Raw genomic sequence first — 20,389 nt, forward strand, 5'->3', positions numbered from 1 at the left:
TTATCATTGGGCGTTAGGTTATCAGTTAACCTAACTATTGACTGCATAATAAGAGCCGTATGAATTGAGAGGTTCACGTACGGTTCTGTGAGAAGTTTGGGGTGAAATCCCCCTTACTTACTCAACTAGCTGCAGGTTTTTTCTCATCAAATGTATATTTTCCTAATCGTAGAAAACAGAAGAAAACTAAACTAGCTACTTGTAAACTATAATCGGAAAACTCCATAAATGAATGAGCAACATTGTTTCTTAAGTTCTTACCATTTTTCGTAAATGTGAATTTAAATAATTCTATATCTCTGTCAGAAAAATATTTTCTAGTTGTCGAATTATCCAACAATTCCTCAAGTAATTGTTCTTGAAGATTTCCTTTTTTTTCGGTGGTTGTATTTCCACTTGAAAGTCTAATGAAATCCCTTAAAGCACCTTCAAATTTTAGTGTTAATGAATCGATACTTAAAATGAAATTGTTTATTTTATTCGTATTGTTTAGAACAGATAGTTCGAATTGTGAAAATAAATTGTGAATACCTGGTGCTAACATTGTTAACCAGCTCACATTTTTATCCAATTCATTTTCTGCTATTGTTCTCTTAAATTTTAGTCCAAACCAAGTGTGTTCTTCTAAATATGAGTAAATCTTATAGTAATTTAATTTACCTGAAATTATTCCATCAATGAAGACCTTTAGAAAAAGACTATATACTTTTATATTGTGTGAAATAATATAGTTTTTTATAATTTCATTTTTTAGTTTTTCATCCTCATTTAGATTTTTGAAATTTGTATTGATATCAAATGAACTAGTATTAAAGAGATGATGAATAGATTCTTTTATTGAATTATTAGATATCTTTTCATTATCAATTGGGTCAACTAATAATTCTTCGTTGACTGAAAAAAAAGCAAGTATTGATTCTGTTGGAAGTTTAAGAATGATTTCTGATTTTGCATTTAAAAAATCATTAAATAATTCAGTTTTTTCATCATCCAATGTTACGCTTACTTTTCCAAGTTTTACTTTTTGTTTTAGTCTATTATATTCTATTAATGCACGTTCACATTCTTCTTTTTCTCCAGCTTTTCTTAAATATCTTGCTTTTGTTCCTAGTGTTGTAATTTTAACGAAATCTTTATCATCTTGATGTTGTTCTAAAATTAAATCTTCATTCTTGGCAAGTAAATTATAAATTACATTCGTTGGTTTTTGAAGTTTATTATAAAGTTTTAAAGCTGTTTCTAAACTATATTTATTATGAAAATATGAAGTTGGATTTTCATTTTCAATCCATTTAGGAATACTTTCAGCAATTTCTTGAAGCTCTTTTGTTTCTAAAATATTATTCTCTAGAATTACAGTTAAAATACTATTCTTAAACCAATTTGGTAAATTATTTAATAATGAAATAGCAGCTTCCTTTGAAGGCTTAATTCCCGATTTTGTTTTTTTTGCTATATAAAGAATTGCAGATAATAGAATTGGTAGTTCTCTGGCTTCTTCTGCAATTATTTTATTAATAGTTGAAATATAATTGTTAATTGCAATTAATGCGTATTTATTATGTTTTGATTCTTGCCATAAAATGTGAGAATATCTTGATTTTAACCAAGTATTTGAAGTTTCTGATATTCTTTTTTCCAAATAGTCAAATTCCTCAATTTTGTAATCTACTTTTAGTAATTCTCCATTTTTTCCTGTGATTTGAGAATTGAAAATTAGTCTGCCATTATTCAAATTGTAGTTAAGAACCTTTCTTTCAATTATTACTTTATCTTTCCAATCTCCCTCAATTTTATCAGTTGTTTCAAGTTCTTTTTGAATATTCCAAATATTCAGATGTTTTAAGTTTTCGAGTGAATTATAAAATTCAATAATTTGTTGTGGTTTTTCACTCATATTTTTTTGTTATCGACTTGCAGCTAACGTGTTATATATTAATAAAATGATCAATTATCCCATAAAATTTACGGGATAAAAAACATTTTTTAATATTAAATTGAGTGTTGCAATTTTTGTTCACTCAAAATTATAAAATAAATTTAATTACGGTCAGTTATTTATCACAATATTTACAAGAATAGTTAAAGCCAGAAATTAGCAAACACAAAAAGAGGCTGTAATAAAAATTATAGCTCGCCTTAATTTAATTATTTGTTAAATAATCAATAGGGTTTAAGTAAAATATTTTTTTCCAACCTTGTTTACTTTCACTGTCATATTTATGAAAATAAGGGATTATAGTTAAAATAGAATAGTGTAAATGAGGCGCTTTTCCTTTTGCGTTTCCACTGGTGCCAACTTTTCCTATTATGGTATTTTGGGTTACAAAAGATAGGGTAGAGGTCATATTTTCTTTCATATGAGCGTAATAATGAATTCTCCACTTAGGGCCTAAAATTATAGAAATTTCACCTCCAATTGGTATGTTGCCAGAATACAAAACCAATCCACTTACTGAAGATTTTATTTTTGTTCCGTCTTTAGCAAAAATATCCACACCTTTGTGAGTTACTGATTTTCCCCAAGGGTAATACCAAAAAGAATCTTTATTAAAATCATTTATTGTTGCGTTTTCAACAGGCATTTTAAAATTCTGTGGTAAAATAAATCCAATAGCAATTATGGTAATTATTACAAGTAGTATTTTTGTTCTTTTTCTCAATGATTTTTTATGATGTATTAACCTGAAATATTTAGTTTAAAAATTGAGTGTTTCCTAATAAAAACCAAATTAAACTATAAGTTATTAATGTTTTTATTACTTATTAAGTTTAATTTTTGAAAGCCAAGAAAACATTTGATCAAAAGCTACTTCTCTCACTTCTTTTTGAGATAAGAATATATCATGAAGACCATTTTTAATACTTAACATAGTAATATTATCACCTAGTTTTACACCTATTCTTTTAATATCTTCAACGTTTAATACGGTGTCTTTTAACATTGCTTCTTCAGAAAATGTAGAGAGTTTTATAGAATCTGAAGAATGTAATATTAAAATTGGAACTTTAATGTTTGATTGTTTTAATTTCTTTTGAGCTTTTCTAATTGCAGTTACCCATTTAAAGTAAATTGGAAAACCTTCTATAGGTTTCCAATTAAGGTTAAAATCCCATTCGCCATAAAAGTCTTTATGAAGGCTTTGTGCATATACTGGAGATAAAATACCTTTAATTTTTGAGTAAGTTGAAATCTTTGAAAGAATTTTGGCAACAAAAAAAGTGAAAAACTTTTCTATTTTAGTTTGATTGAAATCGAAAAAAGGAGAATTTAAAATTAAACCATTAATAAGATTTCTTTCCTTACCAGAATTCATATAACTACTTGTTATTAAGCCTCCTGTTGAGTGACCTAATAAGTAAATTTGGCTGCTTGTTTTATGAATCTTTTGAATAGCAATTGATATTTCTTCAAAATATTCTTCAATATTTTTACAATAATTAGGATGTTGATGTTTTAAAAGTGAACGGCCATATTTGCGCAGATCTATGGCGTAAAAGTCAAAATTATTTTCATTAAATTTTTCTCCTAAATGTGGATGAAAAAAATAGTCAACATAACCATGTATATACAAAACACTCGCTCTATTTCCTAAATTAAGGTTTGAAGAAATGAGTGTAGCGGTAACTTCACCTTCATAATCAGGAGTAAGTTTAATGGTTTCAGTTGTATAATCTTGCTGTAAATTCATTCTTAAGTTAATTATCTGTTTAAAATTACCATCAACAATTTGATATTAGATTTATGCGCCTGAAAAAAATTAATTTGTTGCTAGTCATAAATCCATTGCTAGAATATTTATTATTCATTTTCTACTTTAAAAGTAAGCATAAATTTTAAACGATTTAAGTTTACAAAGTATTAAATAAAGTGGTTTAATAAAAAGCGTAAAAAATAACATTTACTAGGTTTATTCTTCTTCAAAGAAATTGTAAACGTTATTAAATTTTGTTTTCATATTTTCAACTAAAGTTTTAGCATTTTCAATTGATTTTTCTTCAATTAATGAATGCATATCATTTTCTACACCATTGAAAAAATTATGTATTTGGTCAAATTTATCACCTGTGTAAGATTTATCTAACATTATAAATTTAGCTTGTTCAAATAAGTCTTTTCCAAATTGGTTATACTCCTTAATTTCATTAGATTTAAAGGTGTATAAACTGTTTGTGATGCTATCCAATTTTTTAATAGTTTCAGATTTTAATTTCCATCTATTTCCATTATTTAATTGCAATTCTCCCATCATTAACATTTTCATTTTTGGAGCAGCACCAAAATCGTATTTATAAATGGTTTCAGCAATTAATTTTAACTCATCTTGATTGTAAATTAATTTAGGCATTACGTTAAATTTTTTAATAGCCCCAGGCATTAAAGTATTTACTTCAGATGGGTTATTTACAATATTGGTAATTGCTTTTATAAAGTCTTCTTTATTTTGATAATTTGGTAAATAATGATCTTTAACACGCAGCATTGGAGGTGCAATCATTTGGTTCATTTTGGCAGGGTCGGGTACTTCAAAATGGCAGATATAGCACTTACTTTCCAAAAGTTTATAACCTTTGGTGTTTTTAAGGTCTTGTTGGGACATTGCAATATCTTTTGTTTTTTTTGTTTTGGTATTATTACACGAAGTAATAAATGCACTTACTATTATCGCAATTGATACTATTTTTATTAAATCTCCCATGTTATTTTTATATGTAAAAAATATCAGGCGCCTTTAAAAGCACCTGATATTAATAATTATTTATTTTTAAATCTATTTGCTTGATTTTTTGCAAATTCTGAAGGTGAAATTACACCGTTAGAATCCAAATCAATACTTTTAAATGATGGAGCACTGGCGCTGTTTAACAGCATACCACCCTTTTTAGCACTTTGAGTTTGTCTTTCTTCTCTTACTTTTTCAAATTCTGACGCTGTAATTTGTCCGTTTCCATCAAGATCAAAAGTATCAAAAGAAGCTCTGTTTTGCATTCTACCAGTCATTCCTTGTCTGTTTTGTGTATTTGATCTGCTATTAATCAGATTTGCTTGGTTTTCTGCAAATTCGTCTTTAGATAGTTTACCGTCACTATTTAAATCAATAGTTTCAAAAGATGGTGAAGTGGCTTTGTTTCTCATCATACCACCTTTTTTAGCATTTTCAGTTTGTCTTTGCGCTCTTACATCTTTAAATTCTGAAGCAGAAATAAACGCGTCATTATTAAGGTCAAAAGTTTCAAAAGAAGCCATGTTTTGCATTCTTCCTTTAGTTGCTCCCATTCCTCTCATTCCTTGTCCGTTTTTTGAATTAGATCTGTTATTAAATCTATTTGATTGATTTTTTGTAAATTCTGTAGGTGATATTACATTGTCATTATTTAAATCAATACTTTCAAACGAAGGCGCATTTGCTTTATTTCGCATCATACCACCTTTTTTAGCATTCTGAGCTTGTCTTTGCGCTCTTACTTTTTCAAATTCTGAAGCTGTAATTTGTCCATTTCCGTCAAGATCAAAAGTTTTAAAAGTTCCTCTGTTTTGCATTCCTTTAGCCATTCTACCACCTTGTGAATAAGAATTGAAACTAAATAACATTATTGTTATTAAGGATGCTAATGTGATAATTTTTGTTGTTTTCATTTTATTATCTATTTAAATGATTTTTTCTAATTGTTTTTATAATTTTTTTCTTCTGGCATTGAAATAATATCGCTTGAATTAACCATTGCTTTAAAGGTTTGAAATAATTTCACCTTTTGCTTTTCATTACAAATTTCTTTCATATTAAGGTAATATTGAATGGTTAAATTCTTTAATTCAGTATGCAGAGAACCTAAATCTTGTGATAATTTATTTAATGTTATAGTGTCTGATTTTTCTTTACCTAACTCTGTTAATAAATCATTTCTATTCTTATCCATTTTTTCAATAATGATATCAGAATTTTCGTGATACTGATGCCTTATATCCTGAAATGCTCTATGTTGTTTATTTGAGAGATTTAATGCATCTCTAAAATAACGACCTAAGTGATTGGTAGGCATTACTAGTTGCTTGTTATCTTGTGCCGTATAATTTGTACCCCCTCTTTTATTATATAAAATAGTTCCTACTATTGTAAGGTTAAGTAGTATTAAAAGCACTATTATTCCTGTTAATATTTTGGTGTTTCTTTCCATTTATTTTTATTCTTTTATTAATAAAATGGTTTCAAATTTTTCAAGTTGTAAATCATTGAAATAAATCTCTGACTTGTTACTAAAAGCAGAAAATTCATTATTAGTTTCGTTGTTTATATTGCCAATATTATAACCCGTATATAGTGTTATTAAAATTAAAGATATTGCCATAATTGGTTGAAAAAGTCTTTGTACAAAGTATGAGTTATAACTACTTTTTGGACTTTTATTTTCAGTAATTTTATTCATAATTTCCATATGTAAATATGGATTGTCTTCTAATTTTTCCTTTTCATTAGTTAAACTGTATGTCACTTTTAACTCATTTATTATGCTCTTGTATTTATCTGAATTATTTATAATACTGCCAACACGTGTCATTTCTTCAAAGGAAAGTTCTTTGTTAAAGAATTTCAATAATGTATTATTTGATAATTGAGTTTTCATTGTGTTGCTTTTACTTATTTGACACCGTTTATTGAATAAACTTTTGCTTTATTTTATTTTTTTTAAAATATTTTTTTGAACATTTATTTTAGCTCTATGAATAAGACCTTCTACTGAAGCCAATGAAACATTCATAATTACGGCTATTTCTTGATAAGAAATCTCTTCATATTTATGAAGGATAAAAGCTGTTTTTTGATTTTCGGGAAGTAATTGTATTGAATCTCTTAATATATTTAGCCTTTGTATTTTAATAGGGTCAGATTCTTCATCTATTATTGAAGTTGACTCTTCTATTTGTTGCTCATATTTAGTGTTTTTATTAAATAAGTTTTCAATACTTTTAAAAATATTTCTTTTTTTATTGTCTCTAATATAATTTAGGGATTTGTTTACAGCTATTCTGTACAACCAAGTTGATAATTTTGATTGATAATTGAAATTTTTTATAGATTCATATACTTTAATAAATACTTCTTGTGTAATATCTTCCGCATCGTTTTTATTATGCGTAAAATGAAAGCAAGTATTTAAAACAAGAGACTGGTATTTATCAACTAAAATCTTGAAATACAGTTGGTTTCCATCTATTATTCCTGAAATTAATTCTTCATCTTTCATTTATTGTTGCATCATTTATATAAGTTAGACACAAATAAAATTAGAAACTTTTGAGTTGAATCTTTTTTTTTTAAACTTATAAATAATAAAATATATAATTTTAATTATTATGCTCAAATTTAAAGGTTTAGGCAGTATAATTTTCAATTTAAAAACTTTTAATTCTATTGAATTATGTAATAATATTTTTAAATTTTGTCTATTGCATAATTCAATTCAAATATAGGTAAAAAAGGAATGATTTTGGTGCTTTTAAAGTGTGTAAAGCAATAAGAATTATTAAGTAATATTATAAAAATCAGTTAAGTGAGTGAATGTATTATCCTTAATATTTTGAACTTAGATTTTAGTTATTCCAATATTTAAAAAATCAGAATTAATAGTTCCACTTCCATTTAAAACATATCGTATTTTTATAACACTTCCAGCTTTTAATTTATACATTAATGTTCCCGTTGTTCCCCAATAATCTTTACTAGGTAAAGAAGCAAAACCTCTAGATAAGTATCCTATTCTGGCAGAATCACTATTTAACATAACTCCTAAAATAAATTTAGTGCCACCAGAAGGCATATTTGTTACGGAAATTTCACCTGATATTAAATAATTTCCGTCTTTTAAAATTTTAATTGAACTTCCCGGGCCACTGTTAGAGACTTCAAAGTAATTTGAATTAATTGTTTGAACGTTTGAGGTGGTTAAAGGTAAAGTATAGAAAGTGTTGGAGGCGGCTATTAAAGATTTTTGAGTAGAGGAATTTAAAATAACAGTTTTACTTTCGTGTGATTCAATAATATTCCATTTAGTAGTATCCTTTATATATGTAACTAAATTTTCAGGAATGGTATTATCTATCCAAACATCACCCTCTAGTGCGTTTGTAGGTGCTGTATTTGAAGTTATAACAGTATTATTTCTTACATTTATTATTGTTCCTTTATTATTAATTGCTTTAAATTCTTGAGCAAAGGAGATGTAAAAAATGTTTAAAAAACATATTAATAAGGGGAAATGTTTTTTGTTAAATTTCATGTTTTTAGTTTGATAATAGTTTGGGGTTAAACTAATTTTAACTTGTTAAATTTTATAACATAGAATAATTGTTTTTAATGCAAAGGTAAGTATAATCTAATTTTTTTGAATAATCTAAAGGTATTAATCACTTTTTATTTAATATTAATTGTTTAGCTAAATTTATATTTATCGTTTTTTTATAAGTGAAAAATTTTATTTGTGGCTTAGTAAATAAATGCAGCTATTAAAATAGGGCAGAAGAGGTGTTTTTAATAGGTGGTTTTAGTAACAGTTATTCTTTTTTAAGTTTAAAAATTCCACCACCTTGTTTTAACGTCATTTGATTATTTTTAGTGTCGAATTCTAAAATTATTCCGGCTTGTTCAAATTTAAATATATCTTTTTCAGTTGGATCTAAACTAAATTTAGATTGACCCGTTGCTTGCGCTATTAAAACATTTTCTGTTTTAGTAATAGTTATTTTTAAAGGAAAGTTAGAGCTTGAATAGATGCCTAAATATTTATCTAAATCTTGTGGTTTTATGGCGTAGGTTTTAAATGTTGGGATTTTAAAAGGTTTATTAAAAAGAGCACTCAATAACACAATAGATATTTCATTATTAGCATAATTTGTACCATTTGAGGTTAAAGCTAAACCAGATTTTTCAATAGGAAAATATCCAAAGACAGAGCTAAAACCATCAATTCCTCCAGTGTGACCATAACTAGATTTATCATAAAAAGGAATTTTAAATAATCCCATTCCGTAATTATCCTCAAGCGTTTCCATTTTAGTTAAGCTAGTTTTAGAAATTATTTTATAATTAAAAAGAGCATCAGCAAATTGTAATAAGTCATTTGGAGTTGAAACTATTCCGCCAGCGCCTAATGGGATTGACATATCTGTTTCAGTTTGTTTTATCCATTTTTCTTTAAAAATGTATGAATAGGATTCATTTTTTTCTAACTGGATTTTGCGCCCAAAAAATGTGTTTTTTAACCCAATAGGATTTGTAATTTTTTCTTTTAAAATTTCGGCAAAAGTCTTATTGTATGTTTTTTGAAGTATATAAGATAAAAGAACATAATTGGAATTGCTGTATTCAGATTTTGAATTTGGTTTAAAGTCGCTATCAAATTTTGAAATTATAGAGAGCATTTCTTGTTCATTTTTTGCTTCTGTATTATACTCAAAATATTCTTTATTGTTAGTGAAATTGTGAATTCCACTTCTATGATTTAATAAATTACTAATTGTAATAGTATTACTATTTTTAATTGTTGGAAAATAGTTTTTTATGGTTTGTTCTAAATCTATTTTACCTTCTTCAACTGCCATAAAAATTAATACAGCCGTAAAAGTTTTAGAAATAGAACCAATTCTATATTTTGTATTGTAATTTGGTTTTTTTTTCGTCTCAATGTCAGCATAACCAATTTGTTTATTATAAATTATTTCTCCATTTTTTAGTAAAGAAACGCTTCCCATAAATTTATTGTTCAATTCTAAAGATTTGAAATAGTCATTTAGTTTTAAAGTATCAAGAGTTTGAGCAAAACTAACTTGTATAGTTAAAAATGTTAAGATAATAATTAATGCTTTTTTTCTCATTTCAGTGAATATATTTTAGAGTTGAAAACATCTAATTTTTCAATCTATCTTTTTGCAATAGTTGTTTGTTTTGTAAACTTACAGTTTTTATATAAATAAGTAAATATATTTTTTTTATTAAGTAAAAATTTATATCTAATTGTTTGTTAGCGTGTTATGAGGTGTAAAACATAGCTGGTTTTTTTATTGATTGAACCCTAATATAACAAATATTAGTAACCTAACTGTTATTATTAATACGACAATAAAGGATGCAAAAATATGTTAGAGTTATAAAGCTTTTTATAATTATTAGTTTTAGGGTTTATTATTATAGCATTAGTAAATTTAGGGTGTAATTAATAAATATAAATTAACACTTTTCCACAATTAATCAGTTACATTTAATAATTGCCAATTTTGGTAACAACAATTCCTTTTAATAATTATTTTTTATGTGGTTACGTGTTAGTTGTAATTTGGCTTTAGATATAGAAAGAGCAACACCTTTTATTTTAATGTTACGTCCTCGCAGTGGCGCAGAACAATGGGTTGAACGCGATGAATTTAAAATATTACCAGATATACCAATCATTGAATTTACGGATAATTATGGCAACTTATGCCAGCGTTTTGTAGCTCCAGTAGGTAATTTTTCTATTCGTACTAGTTCAGACGTGAAAACCTCTAATTTTGTTGATGTAGACTTTGATGCTCCTTTTGTGGAAATTAAGAATTTACCAAATGATGTACTTTGTTATTTACTACCAAGTAGATATTGTGAGTCTGACCGTTTTAATGATTTAGCAAATACTATTACTAAAGATAAATTACCAGGATATAAACAAGTGTTTGCAATAGAGGAATGGTTGCGTAATACCATAAGCTATATTCCCGGTAGTAGTGCTTATCCTATTTCTGCCACGGAAGTAAATAGTAAACGCTCTGGGGTTTGTAGAGATTTGTCGCATTTGGGAATTGCATTATGCCGTAGTTTAAGTATTCCTGCTCGTATGGTAGTTGGGTATTTACACAAATTACAACCTATGGATATGCACGCTTGGTTTGAAGCCTATGTTGGAGGACGTTGGTACACTTTTGATGCAACCCAAATAGGACAAAAAGGTGGATATGTAACCATTGGCTATGGGCTTGATGCCGCTGATGTTGCTATTTTTAATCAATTTGGACCTGTAGTTCACTCAATACAACAGAAAATTACAGTAGAGCAAATTAAAAATTAAGGAAGTGATAATTAGATTTAAAATTAATACTAAATATAATTGTAATCTTTATAGTATGTACTATATGATTAATTTAAAATCCATATTATAGCAGCTTCAACTGTACTAAATGGTTTAGAACTATAACCATTATCTTGATACTCAACAAGCATAGGAATCACAATATCTTTAGGTTTTTCAGTAATTATAGCAATTTTATAATTTCCGAAGATATCAATATGTTTCTTATAAAAATTAACTATTGAATTATGTTCTTTAATTTTAATATTAAAATTTGATTTTCTATAATCTAAAATAAACCCTTTCTTTTCTTTTGGTATTAAACCTTTTTCAAACGCATATTCCCAAGAAGATTCTATATCATTAATTGTTATAGGACCATAATATGTTTTAAATAATATACCTAGTGAATTATTAAAGCTATATTCAAATTTTTCAGTCATTTATAAAATATTAAAAATGTTAATTACAACTTTTTAATTAGCAAATATATATTAAAATAGTAATTTAAATTATTTTTTAAACAATGTTTTTACCTTGTTTAATTTATACCTTTTAGAATTTTTTATTATTTAAAAACTATAAATTGTAAACGAATCTTTTTAAAATATTGAGAGTTTTGTTTTTGTTGTAAATTCTTCAAGAAATTTCATTCCTTTATAAGAATTTCCTTTAGCATTTAATGGAGGACTCCAAACTACAATGGTATATTGTTTTGGGTGCACCGCTACAATTCCACCTCCAACACCACTCTTACCAGGAAGGCCAACCTTAAATGCAAATTCCCCAGACTCGTCATAAAATCCACAAGTTTGCATTAAAGCATTTATTCTTTTTGATTGACTCTGGGTAAGAATTTGTTTGTTTCCAAATAAACTGCATCCATCGTTTGCTAGGAATAAGAATAGTTTTGAAAGTTGTTTGCAATTCATTTCAAGTGAACAGAGATTAAAATAGAAATCAAGAACCTCGGAAGGTTTATTTTCAATATTTCCAAATGATTTTATAAAATTACATAATGCGATATTTCGAAAACCCACATTTTTTTCTGATGTTGATATTACTGTGGAATAATTTATTTTTGAATCGTTTGAAATACTTCTAACAAACTTCAGAAAGTCTTCTTTAGGATTTTCTAAATTACTAATAAGAATATCTGAAACTACAATTGCCCCGGCATTTATAAAAGGATTTCTAGGGATACCATTGTCAGCCTCAAGTTGAACAAGTGAATTAAATGGATTTCCAGAAGGTTCAACATCAACTCTTTTCCAAATATCTTCACCAAGAATACTATATGCTAAACTAAGTGAAAGGACTTTTGCAATACTCTGTATTGAAAACTTATCAGTATAATTTCCAATCCCATAATTTAAATGATTTATTGTTGAAATGTAAACTCCAAAATTTTTATAATTTACATTCGCTAATTCAGGAATATATGAAGGTAAATTTCCTTTATTATCAATAAGTTCAACATTTGTGTATATATCCTTAATTATTTCTTCATAATTCATAATAGCTTGCCTGTATGGTATACAGCTGTTTAGGGTTATGATTTAATAGCAATAAATCCGTGATAATTTTAGTACTTAAAATCTGGATAAATGTACAGAAAGAATATTGGACAATAATTAAATTAATCAATCAATTTTAAGAATTCGTGCATGTTTTAAACATTGTATATATTAGGTAGGTTTCCGTTATAAACCTTCATTACACTTAAAAATTATTTTGTGGTTGGTTTAACTTTTAGTAATTGTAATTTAGTTTATGAAATCTTATTTATATTTATTTCCCATATTATAATAGCTCTATCATCTCCTGCAGAAATCAAATAATTATTATAGTAGCTCCAAATTAATTTATTTACAGAATATAGGTGTCCGTCAAATTTTTCTTTGTTAATCACTTCTAATAATTGAAATGTTTTCGAATCCCAAATTTTTATTGTTTTATCACGACTAGCCGTTGCAAATAAGTTAGAATTTGGGCTGTATGCAATATCGTAAATTGCCCAATCATGAGCAGAAATAGATTTTATTAATTCATAATTTTCAACTTGCCAGATGTTTAAGTTAGCATCTCTACCTCCCGTTAAAAGAAATTTCCCATTAGGACTGTAGCGTACAACATTTGATGAAATTTTATGGGCAATAAAAATCTTTTTTTCTTGCAATGTTTTTAAGTCAAAAATACGAATATTGCAATCTCCTGAAGCAACAGCTATTTCAGAAGTTTTATAATTAAAATCAATATCTCGGACTTTTTCATTACAAAGTTTTTTAACCTTTAATAAAGCAAAAGTATCAAGTGTATAAATTACAAAATTACCATCTCCACCAACACTATAAATACAATTTGTTTGAATAGAATACTTAATATTAAAAACTAGAGAAGTATGGTTTTTTAGAATTTTTATTATTTTATTCTTTTTTAAATCTAATATATGAACATTACCATTTGAAGTTCCTCCCAATAATAATTCTTTTTCAGGAATGTAACAAATAGAGTATAAAACCGAAGGAAAACTAGCTACAAATTTTTTATCTTGAAAATTTTTTAAACTCCATTGCGCAATTATCTTATCTCCACCACCAGAAAAAATAAGATGTTCATCTGTTCCCTTATCTAAAGTGTATATAGATTCATCGTGCCCTGTGAGTGTCGCTATTTTCTTTACCCCAATTTTCATTTATTTAAAAGTTTTTTATATCGGTGTTCTTGGTCTAATTTACAAGAAAGGTCTTGCTATACATAGTTTGAAGCTTTAAGTTTATTTTTTAGGTACCTAAGCTGGAATTAACTATAGTTAATGTATGTGTCAAATTTAGCCATTTTTGGCTTAAGAAAGAAGGGAATTAATATAAAGGGAACAAGTCTGTTTTAGGTGGTATAATACTTATGAAAATTGTTGATTTTCAAAGTTTCTTGTTGTGAAAATAGCAATGAATGAAGTAAGACTATAAAGCTTAAATCTGATTCTTTAATTTTACAAAGTATAAATCACAAGAAACCAGTTTTTTTAATAGATAAAAAATTCTAATAAAAAAATTCATTCTCTATTTAGTGTTTTTCTATAGCCATAATTATGACAATCATAAAAATTAGACAACAAATAGCCATATCGTTGCTAAGTTTTGGGTACTCCTTATTTTTTGATTAAGTTAACATCTAATAATAACTTTCTCCTTAAAAAAAATATTAAAATGACCTTACAAAGCATAAAAAAAGAGAATGAAATAGAATTATTATCATTTGATATAGACAATACATTAATAGATTTTCATACATATAATAGTAACTTTAAAAAAGTATGGGAAAAATATAAGAATCAGAACAATGTAGTTTTAACTTATAATACCGGACGTTTAATAGATGACGTTTTAAATTTAATAGACAAAGGCGTTTTACCAAAGCCAGACTATATTATTTCTGGTGTTGGTACACATATTTATAATTATTGTGACAATTCTGTAGAAAAAGAGTTTAATGATGTTTTAGATGATGGTTGGAATTTAGAATCTGTAGAAAATATAGTTCATAAAATAGAGCACCCTATAAGTGATCAACCTAGTAAATTTCAACACTCATATAAGAGAAGTTATTTTTTTCATGATGCAAGTAATGAATTGATAGAAGATATTGCTCAAGATTTTGCAAATGCAAATATGGATGTAAACGTAGTGTATTCTGGCAATAAGTTTTTAGATATTTTACCAAAATGGGCAAATAAAGGAAATGCTTTAAGATGGTTATTAAGAAGATTAAATTTAAAAGAAAATCAGGTTTTAGTAGCAGGTGATAGTGGTAATGATTCGGCAATGTTCGATTTGAAAGATGTTTCGGGAATTGTTGTGTCAAATGCACATGAAGAATTGTATAAATATACAAAACATAAAAAAGTTTATCATACAGAAAATGAAAAAGGAGATGGTATTATTGAAGGCTTGATTTTTTATGGAATTTTACCTGAAATTGCAATTGAGGATATAGTGAAGGATCATTCAGATGATTTTTTTATAAAAAAAGAGTTAGATAATATTGCTCTTGAAGATACTGATGAAAAAATAGTGCTAATTCAAGAAGGATATTTAAAAGCTATTGAAGCACTAAAGAAAAATATTACGCCACTTGGTTTTTCGGCATGTTCTATAAAAGATAACATTCCAAATGGTACAGATGAAAATTATCATAGTGTTTGGGCTAGAGATGGTGCAATTACTGTAATTGGTTCTCTTTCTTTAATAGATGATCCTGAAATTCATCAATGCCAAAGGCAGACATTAATAACATTATTAGAAAATATTTCTAGAAATGGCCAAATACCTGCAAATGTAAGGTTAAAAAATAATGAGCCAGATTATTCAGGAGTTGGTGGTATCTGTTCAATAGATAGTGGTATTTGGGTAGTAATTGCATTTTATGAATATGTTAACGTAACAAAAGATATTCAATTTTTAAGAAAGTATATTGGTGATATTAAAGAAACTATGAGATGGCTAGGTGCACATGATAGTAATAATGATGCACTTTTAGAAATTCCTGAAGCTGGAGATTGGACCGATTTATTTGGTAGAAGTTACAATATTTTATATGATGAAATTTTATGGTATAGATCTAATGTTTGTTTTGGACGAATGTTAGAGATGTTAGGGAATCATGAAGATGCAGGAGAATATATTAGATGGTCTCAAGTAATTAAAAAGGAGATTGTTCAAAATTTTTGGCCTTCCACCCAGCAAAAATTATTTCAATCGGTTTCTTTCGCTGAAAAACAATTTACATTAGGAGATACTTCTTATTTAATTGCGCAAACAACTCCTTTCGATTTTAGCTGGCGTTGTGATGTTTTAGGGAATATTTTAGCCTTTTTACATGGGACAATAGATGCTGAAAAAGCACATCAAACCTTCAAATTTATGCTAGGTGTTGGTGTAAATGATCCTTTTCCTGTTGCAAATGTATATCCAGTTGTAAGCCCTGGAGATCCAGATTGGAAACCTTATTATACCGTAAATCTCCTCAATTTACCAAACCATTATCACAATGGTGGTATTTGGCCTTTTGTTGGCGGATTTTGGGTGAAATTTGTAAATAAATTGGGGTTTAAAGACGTTGCAATTGCTGAGTTACATAAACTAGCACTTATTAATAAAGAAGGAATTACAGAAGAATGGGAATTTACAGAATGGGCACATGGAACTACAGGAAAACCTATGGGGAAAGCTTATCAAGCTTGGTCTGCTGCTCAATATATCTCAGCCTGTCACGATTTAAAAATAATTAAAACTAAAAACTAGAAATATGAAATCAATATTAATGATCTCTTTACATGGCTATGTAGGTGCACATGCAGAATTAGGAAAACCAGATACAGGAGGTCAAGTTGTATATGTGTTAGAATTAGCAGATAGGTTTAGTAGATTAGGTAAACGTGTAGATTTAGTTACACGGCAGTTTGAAGATCAACCAGAATATGATCATGTAGATGAGAATTTTAGTGTTTGGAGGATTCCTTTTGGAGGGAAAAAATTCATTAGAAAAGAAGACATGCATGATCATCTAAAAAAGTTTGTAACAAATACTTTAGCTGCTATTAAAAAAGAAAATAAGAAATATGATGTTGTCTATTCTCATTATTGGGATGCAGGTTGGGCAGGTCAAAAAATTGCAGAAGAGTTAGGTATTTGTCATGTGCATACACCTCATTCATTAGGTTGGTGGAAACAACATTCTATGGGAAGTGATATGGATGAAAAAGAAATGGAAAAAACCTATAGATTTAAAGAACGAATTAGAAAAGAATATTTTGTGTATCAAATGTGTAATTTTGTTATTGCAACCACACTCCCGCAAGTAGATTTATTAGTACAACAGTATGATGTATTAACAAAAAACTGTAGTATGATTCCTCCAGGTATTGATGAAAATAGATTTTATCCTGTACCATCTAAAGAAAATGACAAAATCCGTTTAAAATATGATATCAAACCAACAGATATTTTAGTATTAGGGAGAATGGCGCATAATAAAGGTTATGATTTATTAATAAATGCATTACCAACTGTTTTTGAATTATGTCCGGAAGCAAGATTAGTAGCTGCTATTGGTGGCGATTCTCAGCAAGATAGAGATGGAATAGAAAAATTAAAAGAATTAGCTAAAGAAATAGGAATAATGGATAAAATAAAGTGGAAAAATTACATTGCTGATGAAGACTTGGCAAATGTATACAGATCTGCAAGTATTTTTGTAATGCCTTCTAGATATGAACCCTTTGGGATGGTTGCTATTGAAGCAATGGCTTGTGGAACGCCAAGTGTAATAACGGTTCATGGTGGTTTGTGTGATTTAATTGATTTTGGAAATCAAAGTTTATTTGCAGATCCACACAGACCAAAAGAGTTTGGTGCTATGATGGCAATGCCTCTTTTATATCCAAAATTAAGAAACGAAATGTCGGTTGAAGGAGCACGTTTTGCACGTCGTAATTTTGGTTGGACGGGTATTGCAAAGAGAATGTTAAGTATTTTTAATAGTTCTATAAATCAGCAAACTATGGAATCTAATATTTATTAAAATATATCTAATATTGTATGTTTTGTTGAGGCTTTATGGGATGTTTATTCTTTTCATAAAAAAATTAGGAGGAGCACCTTTAAATGCAGCAGTTCGTTTAAAATCTTTTAAAAATGAAGTTGCCATGATAAGTGCTGTTGGTATTTATGAATTGGTAAATTAATTTTACAATAAATAAATGATTTACAAATAAATTCTAAAGCTGTTGAGGTTTTATAAAATTATAAAACAGGTAAAGTTACAGTAACATTAAACGAGAAAGGAGCCGCTACTTATGAAATTTTACATCCAAAAGCCTGGGGTGAAATTCCATTAACAGAAGAATTGGTAAAGTTAGTAAAACAAGCTGATGCTTTTGGTAGTTTAATAACGAGAGATTCTGTTTCTGAAAATACATTATATCAACTTTTAAAGTTTGAGAAATATGCTATTATTGAAGTTAATTTAAGAGCTCCTTTTTATACAAAAGAAATACTTATTGATTTAATGCAGCAAGCCAATTTTATTAAATTTAATGACGATGAATTGTATATAATAAGTGCTTTTTTAGGTTCTCCTTTTCATAATTTAGAACAAAACATACTTCATATCACAGAAAACAAAAACAGCACATATTTGTGTTACTAAAGGTAAGCATGGTGCTGTTTTATTATATAAAAATCAACTATTTTATAATAGTGGTTATAAAATTAAAGTGGTTGATACCATTGGTTCTGGAGATTCTTTTTTAGCTTCATTAACTACTAAATTAATTAATGGAGAAAAACCACAAAAAGCAATTGATTTTGCAGTAGGAGCATTAGTTACTTAAAATAAAGGAGTAAACTTATTATAACAGAAAAAGAAATAGCGGTTTTTAGTTGCTTGTAAAGGCTTATTAATTTTTTATGAAAAGTAGAATTTAGCATACTACAATTGGAAACTACAAAATGTAAATGAGTTGTAGAAATTCCTTTGTTATTTCGTTTATTTCTTATCTGAAATTTTAAAAATTCACCTAATTTAAATCTGACAATTATTCATAATTATGACAAAATTACACATTCTAGAAGGAAATAATTATTTAATAATCCATTTTATCCGTTTTGGTATTTTATTTGTTGAAAACAATATGAATTCGTAAAAATTTCAAATTTGAAATATTGTTTAATTTAAAATTTTGTAATTATGAGCAATTTAGTAAATGTTCCTAAAAACGGAAGTTTAGCAAACACAAACACACACACAAATTCAAATGCAAACTTCCCAACTTTGTCTAGTTGGTTAGATGATGTTTTTAATATAGAATTACCATCGGTATTTTCTTCAAATTTTAATACAGGTATTACTTTACCAAAAGTTAATATTAAAGAAACGGCAGAAGCTTTTATTTTAGAAGTAGCTGTTCCAGGAATGAAAAAGTCAGATTTTCATCTTGATATAGACAATCAAGTATTATCTATTTCTACAGAAACAAAGGAAGAAAATGAACAAAAAGAAGGAAATTATACGCGTAGAGAGTTTGGTTATTCTTCATTCAAAAGAACTTTTAATTTACCAGAAAGTGTAAATGATGAAATGATTAATGCAAACTATAAAGATGGTATTTTAAGTGTTCTTTTACCTAAAAAAGAGGAAGCTAAGCAAAAACCAGCTAGAAGTATTAAAATTTCATAATTGTATCACTAAATTTTTATTTAAATGTTAATATTGAGACTGATTTATCAGTCTCAATATTAACAATATATTTTAATTATTTATATGATATAGCTATGTCATAATGGTGATTTTAAAAGATGTTTAACTTTAAATTTAAAATTATGAAAAAATATATTTTATTACTAATGTTAACTTTATTATGTGTTAGTTGTAAAGGACAAAAAAATGACACAATAAAAGAAGAACCAGAAAAAAATAAAAATAGTGTAGTTGAAGAACCTAAGGGAACTTGGAAAGTTGATAAAGAATTTGATGAAAATGGGAATTTAATAAGATTTGATAGTATTTATTCTTGGTCTTCTAATACTAAGTTTGATAATTTGTCATCTATGGATAAAGATAGTTTGCTGCAATCTTTTAAATCAAGATTTTTTACAAATTTTGATCAGTTTGAAAATAAAGTACCTGGAGATGTTTTTTCTCAAGATTCACTATTTAGCAAGCATTTTTTTAATGACGATTTTTTTGGAAGCAGTTTTGGAAAAGACTTTATGGAGATTGATAAAATGCGAGAACAAATGATTGAGAGACAAAAGAAATTTTTAGAAAAATATCAATCAGAATTTAACAAATCTGAAGAAAAAAAAGGTATATAAGGTGGGCGGAAATTTCAGACAATTATATAAAAACTTAGGTATAAACAACTCTAAACAGAAGAGAGCCAATTTAAATAAAAACAGGCTCTCTTTATTAATTGTATTAAAACATTGCATTTTATAAACAATATAGGGACTCGTATTTTTTTTATTAAAATTTGAGGTATAAAGAGACAAAACAAGAAATAGAGCTATTTTAAAAAGGTTTTTGTGTTTAATTTTCTGTTTTTTTTTAATCTTTTTTAGTTGTTGTTTATTTCTTGTTTTTCTAATGATTGAGTGATTTAGAGAGATGTACTTTCCTGAAATAGGTTGACTAAAAATTAGACAACTTATTACAAATAAAGATGAAAGAACAAAAACAACCCAGCCGAAAAAAAACGTATAAAAAAGTAGGTTTCGATTTAAAATTACTCATC

The 20,389-nt window shown here is 27.1% G+C and carries 21 protein-coding genes; 8 read left to right on the top strand and 13 right to left on the bottom strand.

Features of this window, described 5'->3' with window-relative positions; all coding sequences use genetic code 11:
* Window positions 1-121: 121 nt before the first annotated feature.
* The 10 genes from DAD81_RS20085 to DAD81_RS20130 all read right to left on the bottom strand — a co-directional run bounded on the left by DAD81_RS20085 (window position 122) and on the right by DAD81_RS20130 (window position 9,871).
* Complete coding sequence (locus DAD81_RS20085) at window positions 122-1,897, bottom strand: DUF4209 domain-containing protein (protein WP_111710184.1); 1,776 nt, start codon at window positions 1,895-1,897, stop codon at window positions 122-124.
* 247 nt (window positions 1,898-2,144) lie between these two features.
* Window positions 2,145-2,663, bottom strand: coding sequence for a M23 family metallopeptidase (locus DAD81_RS20090; protein WP_179950086.1), 519 nt, complete (start codon window positions 2,661-2,663; stop codon window positions 2,145-2,147).
* 96 nt (window positions 2,664-2,759) lie between these two features.
* A complete protein-coding gene (locus tag DAD81_RS20095) occupies window positions 2,760-3,692 on the bottom strand; it encodes an alpha/beta hydrolase (RefSeq protein WP_111710186.1) in 933 nt (310 codons plus the stop codon).
* 219 nt (window positions 3,693-3,911) lie between these two features.
* Window positions 3,912-4,700, bottom strand: coding sequence for a hypothetical protein (locus DAD81_RS20100; protein ID WP_111710188.1), 789 nt, complete (start codon window positions 4,698-4,700; stop codon window positions 3,912-3,914).
* Between the two features lie 56 nt (window positions 4,701-4,756).
* Complete coding sequence (locus DAD81_RS20105) at window positions 4,757-5,638, bottom strand: EF-hand domain-containing protein (RefSeq protein ID WP_111710190.1); 882 nt, start codon at window positions 5,636-5,638, stop codon at window positions 4,757-4,759.
* A gap of 26 nt (window positions 5,639-5,664) precedes the next feature.
* On the bottom strand, window positions 5,665-6,177 hold the full coding sequence (locus tag DAD81_RS20110) for a Spy/CpxP family protein refolding chaperone (RefSeq protein WP_111710192.1): 513 nt from the start codon (window positions 6,175-6,177) through the stop codon (window positions 5,665-5,667).
* A gap of 6 nt (window positions 6,178-6,183) precedes the next feature.
* Window positions 6,184-6,624, bottom strand: a complete 441-nt coding sequence (locus tag DAD81_RS20115; protein ID WP_111710194.1) for a hypothetical protein — start codon at window positions 6,622-6,624, stop codon at window positions 6,184-6,186.
* Between the two features lie 48 nt (window positions 6,625-6,672).
* Window positions 6,673-7,245, bottom strand: a complete 573-nt coding sequence (locus tag DAD81_RS20120) for an RNA polymerase sigma factor (RefSeq protein ID WP_111710195.1) — start codon at window positions 7,243-7,245, stop codon at window positions 6,673-6,675.
* A gap of 339 nt (window positions 7,246-7,584) precedes the next feature.
* Window positions 7,585-8,277, bottom strand: a complete 693-nt coding sequence (locus DAD81_RS20125) for a hypothetical protein (RefSeq protein ID WP_111710197.1) — start codon at window positions 8,275-8,277, stop codon at window positions 7,585-7,587.
* A 274-nt stretch (window positions 8,278-8,551) separates the two neighbouring features.
* Window positions 8,552-9,871, bottom strand: a complete 1,320-nt coding sequence (locus tag DAD81_RS20130) for a serine hydrolase domain-containing protein (protein WP_111710199.1) — start codon at window positions 9,869-9,871, stop codon at window positions 8,552-8,554.
* Between the two features lie 434 nt (window positions 9,872-10,305).
* On the opposite strand from DAD81_RS20130, the gene DAD81_RS20135 reads away from it, so the two are divergent.
* The gene (locus DAD81_RS20135; RefSeq protein ID WP_111710201.1) at window positions 10,306-11,094 is read left to right on the top strand and encodes a transglutaminase-like domain-containing protein; all 789 of its coding nucleotides are present in this window, start codon (window positions 10,306-10,308) and stop codon (window positions 11,092-11,094) included.
* A gap of 68 nt (window positions 11,095-11,162) precedes the next feature.
* Here the strand turns inward: DAD81_RS20135 and DAD81_RS20140 are convergent, their stop codons facing one another.
* The 3 genes from DAD81_RS20140 to DAD81_RS20150 form a co-directional block, all read right to left on the bottom strand.
* Window positions 11,163-11,537, bottom strand: coding sequence for a hypothetical protein (locus DAD81_RS20140; RefSeq protein ID WP_111710203.1), 375 nt, complete (start codon window positions 11,535-11,537; stop codon window positions 11,163-11,165).
* Between the two features lie 159 nt (window positions 11,538-11,696).
* Window positions 11,697-12,611: a glutaminase gene (locus DAD81_RS20145; protein ID WP_111710205.1), complete on the bottom strand. Its 915-nt coding sequence runs from the start codon at window positions 12,609-12,611 to the stop codon at window positions 11,697-11,699.
* Between the two features lie 254 nt (window positions 12,612-12,865).
* Window positions 12,866-13,789, bottom strand: coding sequence for a WD40 repeat domain-containing protein (locus DAD81_RS20150; RefSeq protein WP_111710207.1), 924 nt, complete (start codon window positions 13,787-13,789; stop codon window positions 12,866-12,868).
* A 514-nt stretch (window positions 13,790-14,303) separates the two neighbouring features.
* On the opposite strand from DAD81_RS20150, the gene DAD81_RS20155 reads away from it, so the two are divergent.
* The 7 genes from DAD81_RS20155 (at window position 14,304) to DAD81_RS20175 (ending at window position 19,970) form a co-directional block, all read left to right on the top strand.
* Window positions 14,304-16,397: an HAD-IIB family hydrolase gene (locus tag DAD81_RS20155; protein WP_111710209.1), complete on the top strand. Its 2,094-nt coding sequence runs from the start codon at window positions 14,304-14,306 to the stop codon at window positions 16,395-16,397.
* Window positions 16,398-16,401: 4 nt separating this feature from the next.
* On the top strand, window positions 16,402-17,676 hold the full coding sequence (locus DAD81_RS20160) for a glycosyltransferase (RefSeq protein ID WP_111710211.1): 1,275 nt from the start codon (window positions 16,402-16,404) through the stop codon (window positions 17,674-17,676).
* 40 nt (window positions 17,677-17,716) lie between these two features.
* A complete protein-coding gene (locus DAD81_RS21175; RefSeq protein WP_262511288.1) occupies window positions 17,717-17,839 on the top strand; it encodes a hypothetical protein in 123 nt (40 codons plus the stop codon).
* A gap of 161 nt (window positions 17,840-18,000) precedes the next feature.
* A complete protein-coding gene (locus DAD81_RS21105; RefSeq protein WP_245949380.1) occupies window positions 18,001-18,303 on the top strand; it encodes a hypothetical protein in 303 nt (100 codons plus the stop codon).
* Complete coding sequence (locus DAD81_RS21110; RefSeq protein WP_245949382.1) at window positions 18,290-18,487, top strand: carbohydrate kinase family protein; 198 nt, start codon at window positions 18,290-18,292, stop codon at window positions 18,485-18,487. Before DAD81_RS21105 ends, DAD81_RS21110 begins: the two co-directional genes overlap by 14 nt.
* Before the next feature lie 356 nt (window positions 18,488-18,843).
* Window positions 18,844-19,332 (top strand): Hsp20/alpha crystallin family protein, encoded by a 489-nt coding sequence (locus DAD81_RS20170; protein WP_111710213.1) that lies wholly within the window; start codon window positions 18,844-18,846, stop codon window positions 19,330-19,332.
* 143 nt (window positions 19,333-19,475) lie between these two features.
* Entirely contained in the window at window positions 19,476-19,970 is a 495-nt protein-coding gene (locus DAD81_RS20175) for a hypothetical protein (protein ID WP_111710216.1), read from the top strand.
* Window positions 19,971-20,389: the final 419 nt, after the last annotated feature.

It is taken from the genome of Lutibacter citreus (assembly GCF_003260195.1).
In the GTDB taxonomy this organism is placed as follows: domain Bacteria; phylum Bacteroidota; class Bacteroidia; order Flavobacteriales; family Flavobacteriaceae; genus Lutibacter; species Lutibacter citreus.